Origin of the sequence: Acinetobacter sp. HY1485 (assembly GCF_027568475.1) — a bacterium.
In the GTDB taxonomy this organism is placed as follows: Bacteria; Pseudomonadota; Gammaproteobacteria; order Pseudomonadales; family Moraxellaceae; genus Acinetobacter.
Genome location: NZ_JANKZG010000001.1, coordinates 136,202 through 152,541 on the forward strand (window position 1 = coordinate 136,202; position 16,340 = coordinate 152,541).

Annotated in this window: 15 protein-coding genes; 10 read left to right on the top strand and 5 right to left on the bottom strand. The window is 38.1% G+C overall.

The genetic code is table 11. The features are described 5' to 3' along the window. Positions 1-31 precede the first annotated feature (31 nt). Positions 32-1,651: an inorganic phosphate transporter gene (locus PCI70_RS00610; protein WP_269913419.1), complete on the top strand. Its 1,620-nt coding sequence runs from the start codon at positions 32-34 to the stop codon at positions 1,649-1,651. A 580-nt stretch (positions 1,652-2,231) separates the two neighbouring features. Here PCI70_RS00610 and PCI70_RS00615 read toward each other — a convergent pair. Continuing rightward, the gene (locus PCI70_RS00615) at positions 2,232-2,828 is read right to left on the bottom strand and encodes a rhomboid family intramembrane serine protease (protein WP_269913420.1); all 597 of its coding nucleotides are present in this window, start codon (positions 2,826-2,828) and stop codon (positions 2,232-2,234) included. Between the two features lie 71 nt (positions 2,829-2,899). On the opposite strand from PCI70_RS00615, the gene nfuA reads away from it, so the two are divergent. After that, positions 2,900-3,520, top strand: coding sequence for a Fe-S biogenesis protein NfuA (nfuA, locus tag PCI70_RS00620; RefSeq protein ID WP_269913421.1), 621 nt, complete (start codon positions 2,900-2,902; stop codon positions 3,518-3,520). Between the two features lie 26 nt (positions 3,521-3,546). Here the strand turns inward: nfuA and PCI70_RS00625 are convergent, their stop codons facing one another. Then, positions 3,547-4,323 (bottom strand): hypothetical protein, encoded by a 777-nt coding sequence (locus PCI70_RS00625; protein WP_269913422.1) that lies wholly within the window; start codon positions 4,321-4,323, stop codon positions 3,547-3,549. Between the two features lie 98 nt (positions 4,324-4,421). Between PCI70_RS00625 and PCI70_RS00630 the strand changes: the two genes are divergently transcribed. Then, on the top strand, positions 4,422-5,030 hold the full coding sequence (locus PCI70_RS00630) for a carbonic anhydrase (protein WP_269913423.1): 609 nt from the start codon (positions 4,422-4,424) through the stop codon (positions 5,028-5,030). Here PCI70_RS00630 and PCI70_RS00635 read toward each other — a convergent pair. Next, the gene (locus PCI70_RS00635) at positions 4,995-5,615 is read right to left on the bottom strand and encodes a rhomboid family intramembrane serine protease (protein WP_269913424.1); all 621 of its coding nucleotides are present in this window, start codon (positions 5,613-5,615) and stop codon (positions 4,995-4,997) included. The two genes, PCI70_RS00630 and PCI70_RS00635, sit on opposite strands and share 36 nt — an antisense overlap. Between PCI70_RS00635 and mtgA the strand changes: the two genes are divergently transcribed. Genes mtgA through serC form a run of 3 tightly spaced genes read left to right on the top strand, consistent with a single transcriptional unit; the run spans position 5,614 to position 9,486 of the window. Then, positions 5,614-6,267: a monofunctional biosynthetic peptidoglycan transglycosylase gene (gene mtgA / locus PCI70_RS00640; RefSeq protein ID WP_269913425.1), complete on the top strand. Its 654-nt coding sequence runs from the start codon at positions 5,614-5,616 to the stop codon at positions 6,265-6,267. The genes PCI70_RS00635 and mtgA overlap by 2 nt on opposite strands. A gap of 39 nt (positions 6,268-6,306) precedes the next feature. Further along, positions 6,307-8,367, top strand: a complete 2,061-nt coding sequence (ppk1, locus tag PCI70_RS00645; protein WP_269913426.1) for a polyphosphate kinase 1 — start codon at positions 6,307-6,309, stop codon at positions 8,365-8,367. A 39-nt stretch (positions 8,368-8,406) separates the two neighbouring features. Next, positions 8,407-9,486, top strand: coding sequence for a 3-phosphoserine/phosphohydroxythreonine transaminase (gene serC, locus PCI70_RS00650; RefSeq protein WP_269913427.1), 1,080 nt, complete (start codon positions 8,407-8,409; stop codon positions 9,484-9,486). 147 nt (positions 9,487-9,633) lie between these two features. Here the strand turns inward: serC and PCI70_RS00655 are convergent, their stop codons facing one another. Next, positions 9,634-10,560 carry a hypothetical protein gene (locus PCI70_RS00655; RefSeq protein WP_269913428.1) on the bottom strand — a complete coding sequence of 309 codons (927 nt, stop codon included), beginning with the start codon at positions 10,558-10,560 and terminating at the stop codon, positions 9,634-9,636. 119 nt (positions 10,561-10,679) lie between these two features. On the opposite strand from PCI70_RS00655, the gene PCI70_RS00660 reads away from it, so the two are divergent. Genes PCI70_RS00660 through PCI70_RS00675 form a run of 4 tightly spaced genes read left to right on the top strand, consistent with a single transcriptional unit; the run spans position 10,680 to position 15,327 of the window. After that, positions 10,680-11,150: a YaiI/YqxD family protein gene (locus PCI70_RS00660; RefSeq protein WP_269913429.1), complete on the top strand. Its 471-nt coding sequence runs from the start codon at positions 10,680-10,682 to the stop codon at positions 11,148-11,150. 55 nt (positions 11,151-11,205) lie between these two features. Further along, complete coding sequence (locus PCI70_RS00665; protein WP_269913430.1) at positions 11,206-12,441, top strand: lipoprotein-releasing ABC transporter permease subunit; 1,236 nt, start codon at positions 11,206-11,208, stop codon at positions 12,439-12,441. Continuing rightward, positions 12,434-13,114, top strand: coding sequence for a lipoprotein-releasing ABC transporter ATP-binding protein LolD (gene lolD / locus PCI70_RS00670; RefSeq protein WP_269913431.1), 681 nt, complete (start codon positions 12,434-12,436; stop codon positions 13,112-13,114). Before PCI70_RS00665 ends, lolD begins: the two co-directional genes overlap by 8 nt. Next, the gene (locus tag PCI70_RS00675) at positions 13,102-15,327 is read left to right on the top strand and encodes a DNA internalization-related competence protein ComEC/Rec2 (protein WP_269913432.1); all 2,226 of its coding nucleotides are present in this window, start codon (positions 13,102-13,104) and stop codon (positions 15,325-15,327) included. Before lolD ends, PCI70_RS00675 begins: the two co-directional genes overlap by 13 nt. Here the strand turns inward: PCI70_RS00675 and PCI70_RS00680 are convergent. Beyond that, on the bottom strand, positions 15,318-16,250 hold the full coding sequence (locus PCI70_RS00680; RefSeq protein WP_269913433.1) for a lysophospholipid acyltransferase family protein: 933 nt from the start codon (positions 16,248-16,250) through the stop codon (positions 15,318-15,320). The two genes, PCI70_RS00675 and PCI70_RS00680, sit on opposite strands and share 10 nt — an antisense overlap. Between the last annotated feature and the right edge of the window lie 90 nt (positions 16,251-16,340).

Consider the following 16,340-nt stretch of genomic DNA (forward strand, 5'->3'; position numbering starts at 1 on the left):
AGGGACTTATTTGTCTCTTTTTCCCGACTGCATGAATTCACAGATTCCCCCAGCACGAGAAACATCACATACTGACCCGTCAGCAAATGTGCATGTACCAACACCAAAATTTTTTATGCCGGTGTTTTTGACGGTGATTGTGGCAACTTTAATCTACATTGGTTTTCAAGTTAATGCAGATTTAGCCCATGTTCCACCGTTAAATTTATATTCTGTTATTTTACTTTCTACTGCGCTTTTTATTGCGTTAGGTTTTGAGTTTGTTAATGGTTTTCACGATACAGCAAATGCTGTGGCAACTGTGATTTATACCAATGCATTACCCGCACCTGTTGCAGTGATGTGGGCAGGCTTTTGTAACTTTTTAGGGGTCATGCTTGCAAGCGGTGCAGTGGCTTACGGCATTATTGCATTGCTACCTGTTGAACTAATTATGAATGTGAGTAGTGGTGCAGGGTTTGCAATGGTATTTGCTTTACTCATTGCAGCTATTATTTGGAATTTGGGAACGTGGTTCTTAGGTATTCCTGCATCAAGCTCTCATACACTCATTGGTTCAATTTTGGGTGTGGGGATTATGAACCATCTATTAAATACGGCTGCTGGTACAGGTACAAGCGGTATTGATATGGATCAAGTCATGAAAGTGGGTAAAGCACTTTTATTCTCACCTTTAATTGGTTTTGCATTTGCAGCAGTTGTTTTTTTATTGGTAAAAACAGTATTTAAAAAGCGTTTAGAGCTTTTTCAGCCACCTGAAGGGACTAAACCACCACCGCCAATGATCCGTGCATTGCTTATTTTTACCTGTACAGGTGTAAGCTTTGCACATGGTTCAAACGATGGTCAAAAAGGTATGGGCTTGATTATGCTTATCTTGATTGGCTTAGTACCACTTGCATATTCGCTTAATAAAAGTTTAGATGACAATGAGCTAAATGCATTTAAAAAATTATCGGCAGAAACTGCACAAGTTATTTCCGTAACGCCAAATCATATGGATAACGTAAAAGCGCGTGAAGTGCTGACACGTTATATCCAAAACCGTCAAATTAATAATGATGTTGTCCCTGCACTTGCAACCATGACGGCACATTTGGGGCAAGAGCTTCAACCTTACCAAACACTTAAAGACATTCCAGAAAAAGAAATTACAGATATCCGTAATGAAATGTATTTAAGTACAGCCACATTTAAAGGCTTAAAGAAAGCAGATGCATTGCCTAAATGGGATGAAACACAGGCTAAAGCTGTACAAAGCTATCAAAAAAGTTTAGATGGGTTTTTACAGTATATTCCAACTTGGGTAAAAGTTGCTGTGGCATTGGCATTAGGTTTAGGCACAATGGTGGGTTGGAAACGTATTGTAGTAACAGTGGGCGAGCGTATTGGTAAAGACCATATGAACTATGGTCAGGGTATGTCTGCAGAACTTGTTGCCATGAGCACGATTGCAGCAGCCGATGGTTTTGGTATGCCTGTAAGTACAACGCATGTATTAAACAGTGCTGTAGCAGGAACAATGGTTGCTAATAAGTCAGGCTTACAATGGTCGACAATCCGTAGTATTTTATCTGCATGGGTACTTACTTTGCCAATTACGATGTGTTTGTCGGCAGGGTTATATTGGTTGTTTTTACAAATTCTTTGATTAAAAAGCCTTGCATATTGCGGGGCTTTTTTTTTACGTTGTGAGCCGTGAGCCGTGAGCCGTGAGCCGTGAGCCGTGAGCCGTGAGCCGTGAGCCGTGAGCCGTGAGCCGTGAGCCGTAAAACTAATATATTTGCCTTAAGGTAATAATTTCTAAAAGTAAATATTATGGTGTTGATGTTTTATGCCAAACAACATATTTGCATTATTAATTACGAAAGTTTTTATAGTAAAGGTGTAATATTTTATTTTATACAAACTATCTCCCCTTTACTTAATCACTCACTAATAAGCTTTGTATACCATTTTTTACAGATTGAAGTTTTATCTATTTGATAAGACTAATTATTTGTAGAAAATTCACCATGTGTTATAAAGATCATAATTCGAAAATTTAGGAAAAATAACTATTTTTATCATTTTATCACATAAATATGCGAATGTTTTTAATGCAAAATATTTAGGCATTGTTGCTGAAACAGCATATATACTGTATCAGCAGGGAGATATTTCTATACAAAAAAAAGAAGATTGCTTTGAACAACGCGCAAAATTTTATCTATCAACACCTAAAATTTTAATTACAGCAATGCATTTAAAAAGTGTGGAACAACTCTTGGTTCAATAATAATGGTTGCAATAATACCGTAAGCTGCACCCCAAAGATGGGCACTATGGTTAATATTGCTATTATTGCGTTGGTTCGACCAAATGGTATAACCAATATAAAGCACTGCAAAAATAATGGCAGGCACAGGAATGAAAAATACATATATTTTATTCCATGGCTGAAACAAAATATATGAAAATAATACAGCAGAAACAGCACCCGATGCGCCAAGGCTTGACCATTGATGATCATTTTTATGTTTAAGGTAGCTAGGTAAAATTGAAAAAATTAAACCGCCTAAATAAAATAGAACAAAGCCCATATCAAAACAGTATTGGCGAAAAAATTTCTCCATAACACTGCCGAAGAAAAAAAGAGTAATCATATTAAACAGCAAGTGTGCACCATCGGCATGGACAAATCCGTAACTGATAAAACGATCGTACTGTGCTTTTTCTTTGATAGCAGGCGCCCAAAAAATCAGTCTAAATAAAACTTTTTGATTAGATAGGGCAAGTAAAGAAATTGCCACCGTAATTAAAATTAAAATAAGTGTATGACTAAACATAATTTACTCCTATTCCGACAAATTTAGTCGATTTTCAGTTAAAATGAATTCTTCAGATAGAGGGAAATAATATGTCGACTGAAAACGAAGAAATCCCAAACTTACTTATTACACCGACTGCGCAAGAGTACTTAAAAGACTTGTTAGCAAAGCAAAACACACCAGGTATTGGCGTGCGTGTATTTGTTGAAAGTGCAGGGACACCACGTGCTGAATGTTGTATGGCATATAGTGCACCTGAAGAAGTTGTACCAACAGATTATAGACAAGAATATCCTGATTTTCCTGCATTTGTTGATGCACCATCAATTCCGTATCTGCGTGATGCTGTAATTGATTATAACAAAGACCGTTTTGGGGGACAGTTGACGTTCCGTGCACCAAACTCAAAAGTACCGCGTGTAGGTCCTGATGCGTCTATTGAAGAGCGTATTACTTACATACTTCAAGCTGAAATCAACCCAAGTTTAGCAAGCCATGGCGGTAATTGTTCATTGGTTGAAGTGCAAGACGATGCTACACACGGTTTAACAGCGGTGCTTAAATTTGGTGGAGGGTGTCAAGGGTGTTCTGCCATTGATATGACGTTAAAGCAAGGTGTAGAAACGACGTTGCAAGAACACATTCCTGAGCTTAAACGTGTGGTTGACCAAACTGACCATAGCCAAGCAGAAGGTGCTTACTTTAAGTAGTAAAAAGGTGCAATATGCACCTTTTTTTATAGCAGTGCTTGTGTTGAAGGCAAATAATAAAATTGCTCAAGCTGTTGGCGTGTATGTTTGATAAACTCATCTGATGCAAAATACTGCTGAAGTGCAGGCGCAAATAAATCAAATTGCGTTCCTATATGTGCTTGCATATACCAATCTTTGAGTAGCGCTTGAAAAAATTCGCTTTGACTAAAATAGACCCAAAATGACTTGGTGATACTCAACGTTTTTGAAACTTCTTTATCATCAATAAGTTGCTTGAGCTTAATATCTTTTATTTTATGCCACACATCTGCTTGTAAGTGATAAAGTTTATCATCAGTCAGATGTTGATTAAGTAGGCTTTCGCTGATCTGTCCCAATTTTTTATGCAATGTCTGTTCTAAAACCGCTTTACCTGCTTTGAGTAATGGATTATTTAAATAATCCTGTAAAGCACGATTAATAATTTGTGACACTAAGCTAGAAAAAATAGGGCTGTACACAATTCGTTGTATAAGCTTTTGACGATATTCGGTTTTGCTTGAGATATATTGTGCCAGCTCATCAATTGTCATCACATTAACGATCTGTTCAATAGTGGTGCTGTGAGTTGCTTGGTGGGTCAGTGCTTGATGTAAATGCTCAGTTAAATCTAGCGATTGCAAGCATTGAAGCAAGTCATCAAACTCAACAAGCGTATGAATAGGTTTGTTGTGCAACCATGCTAAAAATTGCTTTGGTGTTTGGTTTTTCAGAATAAACTGAAGGTGTGCATCAATGAGTCGTTCGGTTTTTCTAAGCATAGTGAAAAACTTAAGTATAACGGAAAACGACAGTTTTAGTCAGTGACAACCTGTATAGCCACACCTAAAATGATTTTTATTTACAATGGATTTTTGCCATGATGACAGCTCAAGAAGCGTTAACACGTTTAAAAGAAGGTAATCAGCGTTATGTTGATGGGAAATGCTCAACGGTTATTTCTCAAGAACAACGCAACCAACTCACAGCAGATCAAAACCCCTTTGCTATTATTTTAGGGTGTTCAGACTCGCGCGTTCCTGCTGAGATTGTATTTGATCAAGGTTTAGGTGATTTATTTGTGATTCGTGTTGCAGGCAATATTGTTGCACCATCACAGGTAGGTAGCGTTGAATTTGCTGCGGCAAGTTATGATTGTGCGGTTGTGGTAGTTTTAGGTCATACAGGTTGTGGTGCGGTAAAAGCAACAATTAATGCGTTAAAAAACCCACATCAAGCGCCATCTAGTAACTTAATGTCGATTGTAAACCGTGTACGTCCATCGGTAGAAGTTTTGATGCATACAGAACTAAAAGATGACGAAGAAAAATTATGTCGTCATGCTGTACGTTCAAATATTTTTGCATCTGTGAATCAGTTACGTCATGGTTCTGCTGTGATGGAAGCACTTATTGAACAAGGTAAATTAATTGTTGTTGGTGCAGAGTATTCATTAGAAACGGGCAAAGTTGAGTTCTTTGACTTCTAACATGATAAAGCATAAAACAATACCTACAAGTATGCTCATGGTTTGAGTGTATTTGTGGTGTATGTAAGCCATTAATGCACCCATCATAAAACCACCTACATGTGCCATATTATTAATTTGAGGGGTAAGTACACCAATCATTAAGTTAAGTAGCATGATGCCAACTAAACCTCTTTTATTTAAACCCATCTGTGGTTTTAAAAAAGCAATAGTGGTCAGCACACCACCTAACCCCATAATTGCACCCGATGCACCAGCACTGACGATATCTGTACTACTGACTAAATTGCCAAAAATACCACAAATAAAATATAAAAAAATAAAAAAGCGAGTGCCATAAATTTGCTCTGCCACTGTGCCAAATACATATAATGCCCACATATTAAGTGCAAGATGAATAAAGCCAAAATGAAAAAATAAACTTGTGACAAGTCGATAGGGATATTGCGTTACGTTATAATTTGCGCCCCAAGCAATAGCATCTGCCGTACTTGGGGATGCGCTATCAACGCCCGTTGCAACTTGGTAAAGATACAATAAAACATTGATGGCAATAATGACATAGGTTGAAGGAGAGCGGGACATGATGCGTGTGCTTCGTGTTGTGATAGGGATTATTTTAGCAATTCAACTTTGGATTTTTGCAAGTTTATTGTGGTGGAAAACACATCCTGTACAAACTACGATGTTTATGCGCCTACAAGCAACAGGCGAGGTTCATCATCAATGGCAACCGTACAATAAAATTAGCCCGTATTTTAAACGTGCTGTTTTAGTGGGTGAAGATGCTAAATTTATGCAACATCATGGTTTTGATTGGGACGGCGTGCAACTTGCATTGGAGCGGAATGAAGAAAATGGCGAAATTGTGGCAGGAGGCTCAACGGTTTCTCAACAGCTTTCAAAGAATTTATTTTTATTTCCACAGCGGTCTTTTGTTCGTAAAGCACAAGAAAGTATAGCCACCATCATGATGGAACGTTTGTGGTCTAAACAACGTATTTTAGAAGTGTATATGAATTCTGTAGAGCTTGGTGAGAATATTTACGGTGTAGAAGCGGCATCACAACATTATTTTCATAAAAGTAGTCAGGCTTTGACCCAAAAACAAGCAATTTTTTTAGCAGGATTGCTCCCAAATCCAAAATATTATCAATCACATCCTCAAAATCCACGTTTTAAGTTCAGACAACGTTTTATTTATAAATATTTTCACTCTGTAGACATTCCGCAGTAATATATATCTGCGACAATCGTATTTTTTAGGGATAAAGAAATGCCAGAGTACACCTATAACGCGCGCTATATTAACCGTGAATTGTCTATTTTAGATTTTCATTTGCGTGTGTTAGAGCAAGCCGTAGACCCGTTACATCCTTTACTTGAGCGTTTAAATTTTTTACTTATTTTTTCGCGTAATTTAGATGAGTTTTTTGAAATTCGTGTTGCAGGTGTATTAGAGCAACTCACAACCTTAGGTAACGAAAGTTACACACCCGATGGTTTAACACCAAAACAAGTATTAGAGCAAATTTCTAAAACCACTCACGAAGCAATTGAACGTCAATATCGTATTTTAAATGAAGAAATTTTACCTAAATTGCGTGAAGAAGATATTTGCTTTTTACGCCGTGGTGAATTAACACCTGCACAAAGCCAATGGGTAAAAAAATATTTCCAAGAACAAGTTGCCCCTGTTTTAACGCCTATTAGTTTAGACCCTGCGCATCCATTTCCTCGTTTGGTCAATAAAAGTCTTAACTTTATTGTGACGTTAGAGGGCAAAGATGCATTTGGTCGTCAAATAGATTTAGCGGTTGTACCTGCACCACGTTCGTTACCACGCGTTGTACGTTTGCCCGATGAGCTAACGGATGGTAAAGAACATCATGTGATGTTGTCTGCCATTATTCATGAACATGTATCTGATTTATTTCCAGGTATGACCGCAACAGGTTGTTATCAGTTCCGTGTAACACGTAATGCTGACTTAGAGCTAAACGAAGATGTAGAAGATTTAGCCAAAGCTTTAAAAGGTGAGTTAAGTTCGCGCCGTTTTGGTCGGGCAGTACGTTTAGAAGTAACGCAAAATTGCCCTGAACATATTTACCAATATTTGTTACAAGAGTTTGAACTAAGCGAAGAGAGTCTTTATAAGGTAGATGGACCTGTCAATTTAGCGCGCTTACTTTCTAACTTTAAACGTCCTCATTTAAAGTATGATTCTTTTACCCCTCTTATCCCTAAAGTTTTAAAGAAATCTGAAAATATTTTTACGGCGATGAAGAAGCAAGATATTTTGCTACATCATCCGTTTGAATCATTTGCACCTGTAATTTCGTTATTACGTGAAGCTGCACGTGATCCACAAGTTTTGGCAATTAAACAAACGTTGTACCGTAGTGGTCCAAATTCTGAAATTGTGCAAGTACTTGCCGAAGCTGCGCGTAATGGTAAAGAAGTGACCGCGGTCATTGAGCTACGTGCACGTTTTGATGAAGAATCCAATATTGCTGTGGCAAACGTATTGCAAGAAGCAGGTGCAGTGGTGGTATACGGTATTGTGGGGTATAAAACACATGCCAAAATGATTTTGGTAGTACGCCGTGAAAACAATAAATTGGTGCGTTATGCCCATTTAGGTACAGGGAATTATCATGCAGGTAATGCCCGTATTTATACAGACTATGGCTTACTCACCACCGAAAAAGAACTATGTGAAGATGTACACCGTGTGTTCCAAGAGCTCACAGGAATGGGCAAAATGGCGAAGCTTAAAAAGCTGTTACACGCACCATTTACGTTGCATAGTCACTTACTCAGTTTTATTGATGATGAGATTGCCAATGCCAAAGCAGGCAAAGAAGCACGTATTATTATTAAAGTAAACGCGCTTACAGAAGTTCAACTCATTAATAAGTTGTACGAAGCATCTCAAGCGGGCGTAAAAGTGGATTTAATTATCCGCTCTATTTGTTGCTTGCGTCCGGGATTACCTAATTTATCTGAGAATATACAAGTGCGTTCTATTGTAGGACGTTTCTTAGAGCATACTCGTGTTTTTTATTTTAGTAATCTTGGTAAAGCACGTATTTATTGTTCAAGTGCCGATTGGATGAACCGAAATTTATTTAATCGTGTAGAAGCGTGTTTCCCTGTAGAAGATGAAACATTACGCAAGCGGATTTATCAGCAAGGTTTACTGAATTATTTAAAAGATAATCAGCAAGCGTGGTTATTACAAGGCGATGGTACATGGAAACGTGTTGTGCAGAAAGAAGGTGAAGTGGCACATAACTCACAACAAACGCTTGTAGAACTGTTTAAAACGTTGTAAATATGGAAATTTGTATGTTAGCTAAAAAAGGGAAAGACCATGCGTGCCTATAACTTCTGTGCAGGACCTGCAACAATGCCAACGGCGGTGCTTGAAAGAGCGCAACAAGAAATGTTGGATTGGCACGGTAAGGGTGTTTCCATTATGGAAATAAGCCATCGTAGTAAAGACTACATGGCAGTTGCTGAAAAAGCCGAAGCAGATTTACGCACTTTGCTCAATATTCCAAGCAATTATAAAGTTTTGTTTTTACAAGGTGGTGCTTCACTGCAATTTTCGGCAATTCCACTCAACTTGTTAGGAAAAAATGCACAAGCAGACTATGTGCATACAGGTATTTGGTCAGAAAAAGCCATCAAAGAAGCACAGCGTTATGGTGATATTCACGTTATTAACGCAGCGCATCAGCAAGATGGAAAAACAGCGATTGTACCTGTAAGTGAATGGAATTTACGTGATAACAGTGCTTATGTGCATTATTGCGAGAATGAAACAATTGGTGGTGTACAGTTTTCTGAAATTCCAAATGTAAAAGCACCGTTAGTAGCGGATTTGTCATCAAGTATTTTATCTGCACCCATTGATGTAAGTAAATTTGGACTCATTTATGCAGGGGCACAAAAAAATATTGGCCCTGCTGGTTTAACTTTGGTGATTGTGCGTGAAGACTTACTTGATCAAGTAAAACCTGAAATTCCAAGTTTACTTAAATATCAATCACAGGTACAAAATGACTCTATGTTGAATACGCCTGCAACGTATGCATGGTATTTATCGGGGCTTGTATTTGAGTGGTTACTTGAGCAAGGTGGTGTAAATGCCATTCATGCAATTAATAAGCAAAAAGCTGATTTATTGTATGGTTATTTAGACCAAAGCGATTTTTATGCTAATCCAATTGCAACAGCAAACCGCTCAATTATGAATGTGCCATTTACATTGGCAGATACGGCTTTAGAAAAGAAATTCTTAGAAGAGGCAATACAGCAACATCTTGTTAACCTTGCAGGGCATCGTTCTGTAGGTGGTATGCGTGCAAGTATTTACAATGCCTTACCATTAGAGGGTGTACAAGCCTTGGTAAGCTTTATGGATGATTTTGCACGTCGTTATGGCTAAAAAAAACCCCTCGTTTGAGGGCTTTTAAAAAAGACAGTGAAAAATAAAGAACATTAAAAATATGCCAAGTAAGAAAAAGCCGATGCTTCCAAGGTCTATGACTTTTAGTTGAGTTAGCACAAGCTCTTTCATGGTATGTTTTTAATGTTACTTTTGTTTTAGTTTAGAGTAAATATTCGCCTGAATCCATATGTTACCGCGAATATATTGTCCAATTTCAAATTTTGCGTCATCAGATGCAATGCGTACCAAAGTTGCCTCTTCGTTATCTTCTAGTAATAACGTCACATCGTACAAGGTATAGTTTTTCTCATTGCAAGTTGTTTGGCTTTTACCCACAATTTTGCCTTGAAACCATGCCTCGTCTTCTTGTCCAACATTTTCGCCGTATAAGTAAGCCACCATTTTAGAAAAATCAACTTTTAAAGGGGCTTTGTCATCTTCGGTTTTGGGTTCCCACGCATCAATCAGTTCTTGTAGATTGGCAGGCGCAACACCATCATGTGCGGCAAGTACATCATTTAAAGCACGATGATGCTTAATTGCAGCAGGGTCATCCACCATAATATGTTCGTGTGGTTGAACTTCTTCAAGCTGATATGCCCAAGCATTTAGGTGAGTGGCATAGATGGCATTTTTTTCATATTGTGCATGGTTAACACTATACAAAGAGTCAAATGCATAAACGATTGCATTTTTACCGACTTGTAAACGTAATACCGCTTGTGTATTGGATTGACTACGAATAATACGATCAATTTTTGCAGGTGTGTTGTATGGGCTTTCAAATGTTGGAAAAGCTGTTTTAACACATTTTGGACGGTTTTGTTCAACTTCAATTACTTGTGAAAATTGAATTTTACAGTCTTTTGGTCCCTGAATAAGCCATGTATTGGCATCCATATCAGTTTCCTGACGGCACAAGCCCATTGGCATAATGGGCTGATCTAATGCAATTCCCAACCATCGTGGCACAGTTGTCGTGGGTTCTTCAGTGAGCAATGTCCAATGTTCGACATGGCTACCAAATTTTTGATCATCTATGGTTACGATTTCTGGGCTGTTGTTTTGCATAGTCATAGGCACGTTGTCTGTCTTTTACATATCTTAATCGTGGGTGATTTGTACTTTTTCAAGGGAAGGTCAGTACTTTTTGTTGTAAACTGCCCTAAAAATGGACATTTAGAGTCATTATGCCAAGTTTTAAACTCTGGGTAGATGCCGACGCACTCCCTAAAATTTACCGCGATATTATTTTTAGAGCATCTGATCGTTATCAGCTTGAAGTAATCTTTGTGGCAAATCAGCCTTTAGGCATCACACCTTCGATACGCATTCGCTCGCAACAAGTGATGAGTGGTGCAGATCAGGCAGATCGTCAAATTGTTGAACAGATGCAAGCTGATGATATTGTGATGACACAAGATATTCCATTGGCAGCACAAGTCATTGAAAAAGGTGGTGTTGCGCTTCATCCACGCGGTGAAGTGTTTACCACAGCCAATATTAAAGCGCGCTTACATTTACGTGACTATATGGAGACACTACGCGGTGCAGGGGTACAAACAGGTGGACCGCCCCCATTGGGTGAGCGTGATAAGCGAGAATTTTCAAGTGCGCTTGATCAAACGATTGCAAAACAAATAAGAAAAACCAAAGTATAAGCATTTAACTTTATGAAGATAAACGCTAACATTTTCAAAAAATTATCGAGGTCGTATGTTTAAACCTATTTCGCTGTATATCGGGCTAAGATATACACGTGCACGGCGTAGTAACCATTTTATTTCCTTTATTGCTTTGGTGTCGATGATTGGGTTGACACTAGGTGTTGCTGTGCTGATTACAGTGCTTTCGGTAATGAATGGTTTTGACCGTGAACTGAAAACGCGTGTGTTGGGTATGGTGCCACAAGCCACGGTATCCTCAAGCGAGATTATTACCGATTGGCCAAAACTTGCTGATCAAATTTCAAAAAACAAGCATGTAACAGGTGTTGCACCTTTTACTCAACTTCAAGGCATGCTTACGGCACAAGGGCAAGTTTCGGGCATTATGGTGTCGGGTATTGATCCGAACTATGAAAAAAATGTCTCGATTATTCAAAATCATATGGTAGCAGGTAATATCAATGCGCTTAAAAAAGGCGAATTTGGTATTGTTTTGGGTAAACAGCTCACAGATGCGCTTGGCTTAGGTTTAAACGATAATGTGACTTTGGTACTTCCTGAAGCAACGCCATCACCAGCAGGGGTCGTACCACGTTTTAAGCGTTTTAAAATTGTGGGTATTTTTAGTGTGGGCGCAGAAGTAGACTCAAGTATGGGCTATGTTGATTTGTACGATGCTTCCACCTTGTTACGCCTACCTGACGGTGCACAAGGCATTCGTTTAAAACTAGACAATTTATTTTTAGCACCACAAGTGACTGATGAAGTCATTAAAGAATTACCACAAGGTTTTTATGGCTCTGACTGGACATACACGCATGGTAATTTATTTAGTGCTATTCAGATGGAAAAGTCGATGGTCAGCCTCTTATTATTTTTAATTGTGTTGGTTGCTGCCTTTAATATTGTGTCTTCTTTGGTGATGGTGGTAACAGATAAAAAGTCTGATATTGCCATTTTACGTACCCTTGGCGCATCACCCTCTACCATTACACGTATTTTTATGGTGCAAGGTACTATTATTGGTGTGGTTGGTACGCTAACAGGTGCAGTGTTAGGTGTCATTTTAGCTACAAGTATCAGTAACATTATTGATTGGTTAAATACGCGTTTGGGTTGGCATTTATTTGATGCTTACTTTATTAATTATTTACCTTCGTATTTAAGATGGCAAGATGTTGTAACGATTGTGGGTGTGTCATTGGTATTAAGTTTCTTAGCGACCATTTATCCTGCTATTCGTGCAGCAAAAGTACAACCTGCGGAGGCATTACGTTATGAGTAGTATTGTGTTGGAAGCTAAAGATATTACCAAGACGTTTACCGATGGTCGCTCAAGCGTAGATGTCCTAAAAGGCTTATCTTTACAGGTTTGTGCGGGCGAGTTTGTTTCGATTGTGGGTTCAAGTGGTTCGGGTAAAAGTACGTTACTACATGTTTTAGGGGGGTTAGACCGTCCTACAGCAGGCGAAGTATTTTTAAACAATGAACGTTTTGACACGCTCAATGAAACAAAACGAGGTGAACTGCGCAATCAGCATTTAGGCTTTGTGTATCAGTTCCATCATTTATTACCTGAATTTACTGCATTAGAAAATGTGGCAATGCCTTTGATGTTACGTCAGTCTGCCAACTACAAAAAGGTTTCTGAGCAAGCGAAATACTTACTAGATCGTGTAGGGTTATCTCATCGTTTAACGCATAAACCAGGTGAATTATCAGGTGGGGAGCGTCAACGTGTGGCACTAGCACGTGCATTGGTTGCACAACCTAAAGTGATGCTTGCAGATGAGCCGACAGGGAATTTAGATCGTCATACGGCAATGACTATCTTTGAGTTATTAACAGACCTAAAAAAAGAGTTTGATATGGCAATGTTGATTGTCACGCATGATGAGCAACTTGCACAATCGGCAGACCGTATTTTGCACATGCAAGACGGAATATGGACGCCGTAATTCGATGGATTTTGGTTGGATGGATTATTGGACATGCAACCATTGGTGATACCGCGTTAAATATTGCAACATTACCTCTCGTTTTGGGAGGTCTTGTTGTTGCATGTTGTATAAAAAAAACCATTATTTTTGGTATGTTTGCAATATTGCTTGGGCAGTACCATGCCAATACAATTTTAGAAAACCGTTTACAGCAAAGAGAACTACAGCCGAGTACACAGCGTGTTTTGGTGCATGTAAATCAAATTAATGAACGTAACCAACAAATTGTAGAGGTACAGCGTCCAACAGGCAATGTACAGTGGAAAGCGATTTTAAAACATGACACATTACAGTTAGGGTGTTTTTATTATTTAGAAGGTGATGTTAAACCCACACAAAGCTATGCGGTTTCAGGGGCATTTGACCAAGAAAAATGGATGCTTCAGCAAAATATAATGGCAACCATTTTAGTTAAAAAAATAGAGCCTACAAATCAGGTTCAACCCAATTGGATTGAACAGCAACGTTTAAAGTATCGTGAATATCTACAACAACAGAATTTTAGTCAAAAAGGCTTGTTACTTGCACTACTAACAGGTGATGAAACTCTACTGAGTTGGGAAACAACCAATCAATTTAAACAACTTGGTATTAGTCATTTACTTGCTATTTCAGGACCACATGTTCTTGTTTTTGCTTTAATGATGAGTTGGTTTTTGCATACAGTTATTTGTTGGCGTTTTCCTCGACTATACGAAACCTACCCAAAACATACAGTACTTGCACTGCCATTTTTTGCTTGTGTTTTGTTTTATTGCGCCTTTGTGGGTTTTGAAATTCCTGCACTACGTACGTTGATAACCACAGCACTGATTACACTGACGCTATTTTTTAAACAGCGTTTTTCTTCATTTAGTATTGTGATTGCAAGTGCCGCTATTTTACTGCTATACGATCCGCTGAGTGTACTCTCTGTCGCATTTTGGCTGTCTTACGGTGCCTCTTTTATTTTGCTACGTATCTATCAAACCATTGTATTTAAAGCCAATAGCACATGGCAAGAAAAAGTATGTACGGTATTAATGCAGTTTATACAATCACAAGGAAAAATCTTTCTTGCCCTTTTACCCATTACAATTTTATTTTTTCAGCAAGTGTCTTGGTTATCGCCTTTAAGTAATTTAATCGCAATTCCAATTATTGGCACATTGGTTGTCCCCATCGAAGTATTTGCAGCAACATTAGGCGCGTTTGCACCACGACTGAGCTACCCATTTTTTTGGGTTGCTAATCAGGCATTAGATGCTTTGGTTTGGATATTAGAAAAACTTACACATCTTGATCAGTTACATTTTATATGGCTTAACCCTTGGCAAGTGGTATGTTTAAGCCTAGCGGTGTTTATTTTATTTTTACCTAAAGGAATTGTCCCAAGACTATGGGCAGTCATTCTTTGCGTTCCTTTATTTTTACCGACTAAAACGCTACCTTTCAATTTTGCGGTATTAGATGTAGGACAAGGGCAAGCCATTACAATTCATGATCAAAACCATCAAATTTTGATTGATACAGGTGGTTCTTATAATGAAGAAAAATTTAGTTTAGCTGATAAGGTGCTTATACCGTATTTTGTAAATCAGGGTGTTAGTCGTTTAGATGAGGTATTTTTATCTCATTTAGACAAAGACCATAGCGGTGCATTTCCTAAACTGCAAAGTCATATGCAAGTCCAAAGGCTTACTACAAACGAGCGGTATCCAACGCCGTTTGAGTTTTGTTATGCAGGACAAACAAAAACTTATGGAGATACGCTTATTCAAGTTTTATCACCTACAAGTGCTGTACAAAATCCTAAAGAGCGTAATGAAAAATCATGTGTCTTGTATATCACTCATCATCAGCAACACTTTTTAATTATGGGAGATGCAGGCATGCAAACAGAACAATACTTGATGCAGGCTTATCCTGATTTAAAAGTAAATGTATTAGTACTTGGACATCATGGCAGTAAATTTAGCTCGTCTATTGAGTTTTTGCGACATTATCATCCTGATATCGCAATTGCCTCAGTGGGGCGTTTTAATCATTATGGACATCCAAGCATGGAAGTACAAGAACGACTTAAAACTTTGGGTATACCACTATGGACAACAGCACAAAAAGGGACTATTACCTTTACTGATACAAGTGTGAATTTTCAGCGTGATACCAAACGTTGGCTTCAACGCTGACGGACTTGCGCGACTTTTTGTAATGTTTCTTCTTTAGGTAAATTATAAATATTCTTTAATACACGATTTGCTTTGAAGCGCTTGTAACTCCAATGATAATGCTCAGGATATTGATGAATTAATTGTTCAATCATGTGATGAATAACTTGTGTGCCTTGTATGTCTGTGCCTTCATAAATTGCATCGTCAACAGGTTGAATAGTCATATCGTAACCTGCATTATCATTACGAATTGCATATAAAAACAAAGCTTTGGCTTTCGTTTTTTGAATGAGTTTTGCCGATAAATTACTCGATGCGAGAGGAATACCAAAATAATCTACCATTGCCCCACCAATATTCGGCGTATGGTCGGGAAGGATAACGGTGGTGCCGCCTTGTTTTAGAGCACGAAAAATTTGCCTTACACCTGATTCATCTGTTGGTACTAAGGTGGCATTTTCACGGCTACGTGCTTCTCGTACAAATTGATCGGCTGCATCATTTTTTATAGGTTTATACATAATGGTCATTTTAGTATGTTGTGCAAACCAAGCGTTCATAATTTCCCATGTACCAAAATGTGGCACAATCAAAACCAAACCCTTTTGTTCTTTTAGGGCATTAAAAAAATATTGCTTGCCCACAATATGATGAATACGAGAAATATTTTTAGCATTACTTGTGCCCCAAATATTGAAAAACTCAAAATAGGAGGTGAGCTCATTATGTGCTGCTTGCTTAACAATATATTCTCTTTTGTGTTTTTCAAGATGTGGGAGTGCAATTTGAATATTTAAATCAGCAGCTTTTACTGTTTTAATTGTTTTACTATATATAACTAGATAACTTAAAACATGTGCAAAACCACGTGCAAAGCTTAAAGGTTGCCTACTGAAAAATTTAAGGAAATGGTAGGTCAATGAATTTTGGGAGGTTGCCATCAGTATATAACAATGATCTTTATATGATTGTTGATAAATTATAAGTGAAAATCTGCAACTTAAACAATACGCGCGTATATAATGAGCATT

Coding starts and splice junctions, on each gene's coding strand:
- PCI70_RS00655 (WP_269913428.1), bottom strand. CDS start 10,560: ATGCAAAACAACAGCCCAGAAATCGTAACCATAGATGATCAAAAATTT.
- PCI70_RS00675 (WP_269913432.1), top strand. CDS start 13,102: ATGGACGCCGTAATTCGATGGATTTTGGTTGGATGGATTATTGGACAT.
- nfuA (WP_269913421.1), top strand. CDS start 2,900: ATGTCGACTGAAAACGAAGAAATCCCAAACTTACTTATTACACCGACT.
- PCI70_RS00635 (WP_269913424.1), bottom strand. CDS start 5,615: ATGTCCCGCTCTCCTTCAACCTATGTCATTATTGCCATCAATGTTTTA.
- lolD (WP_269913431.1), top strand. CDS start 12,434: ATGAGTAGTATTGTGTTGGAAGCTAAAGATATTACCAAGACGTTTACC.
- PCI70_RS00625 (WP_269913422.1), bottom strand. CDS start 4,323: ATGCTTAGAAAAACCGAACGACTCATTGATGCACACCTTCAGTTTATT.
- PCI70_RS00630 (WP_269913423.1), top strand. CDS start 4,422: ATGATGACAGCTCAAGAAGCGTTAACACGTTTAAAAGAAGGTAATCAG.
- PCI70_RS00615 (WP_269913420.1), bottom strand. CDS start 2,828: ATGTTTAGTCATACACTTATTTTAATTTTAATTACGGTGGCAATTTCT.
- PCI70_RS00680 (WP_269913433.1), bottom strand. CDS start 16,250: ATGGCAACCTCCCAAAATTCATTGACCTACCATTTCCTTAAATTTTTC.
- serC (WP_269913427.1), top strand. CDS start 8,407: ATGCGTGCCTATAACTTCTGTGCAGGACCTGCAACAATGCCAACGGCG.
- PCI70_RS00610 (WP_269913419.1), top strand. CDS start 32: ATGAATTCACAGATTCCCCCAGCACGAGAAACATCACATACTGACCCG.
- mtgA (WP_269913425.1), top strand. CDS start 5,614: ATGATGCGTGTGCTTCGTGTTGTGATAGGGATTATTTTAGCAATTCAA.
- PCI70_RS00665 (WP_269913430.1), top strand. CDS start 11,206: ATGTTTAAACCTATTTCGCTGTATATCGGGCTAAGATATACACGTGCA.
- ppk1 (WP_269913426.1), top strand. CDS start 6,307: ATGCCAGAGTACACCTATAACGCGCGCTATATTAACCGTGAATTGTCT.
- PCI70_RS00660 (WP_269913429.1), top strand. CDS start 10,680: ATGCCAAGTTTTAAACTCTGGGTAGATGCCGACGCACTCCCTAAAATT.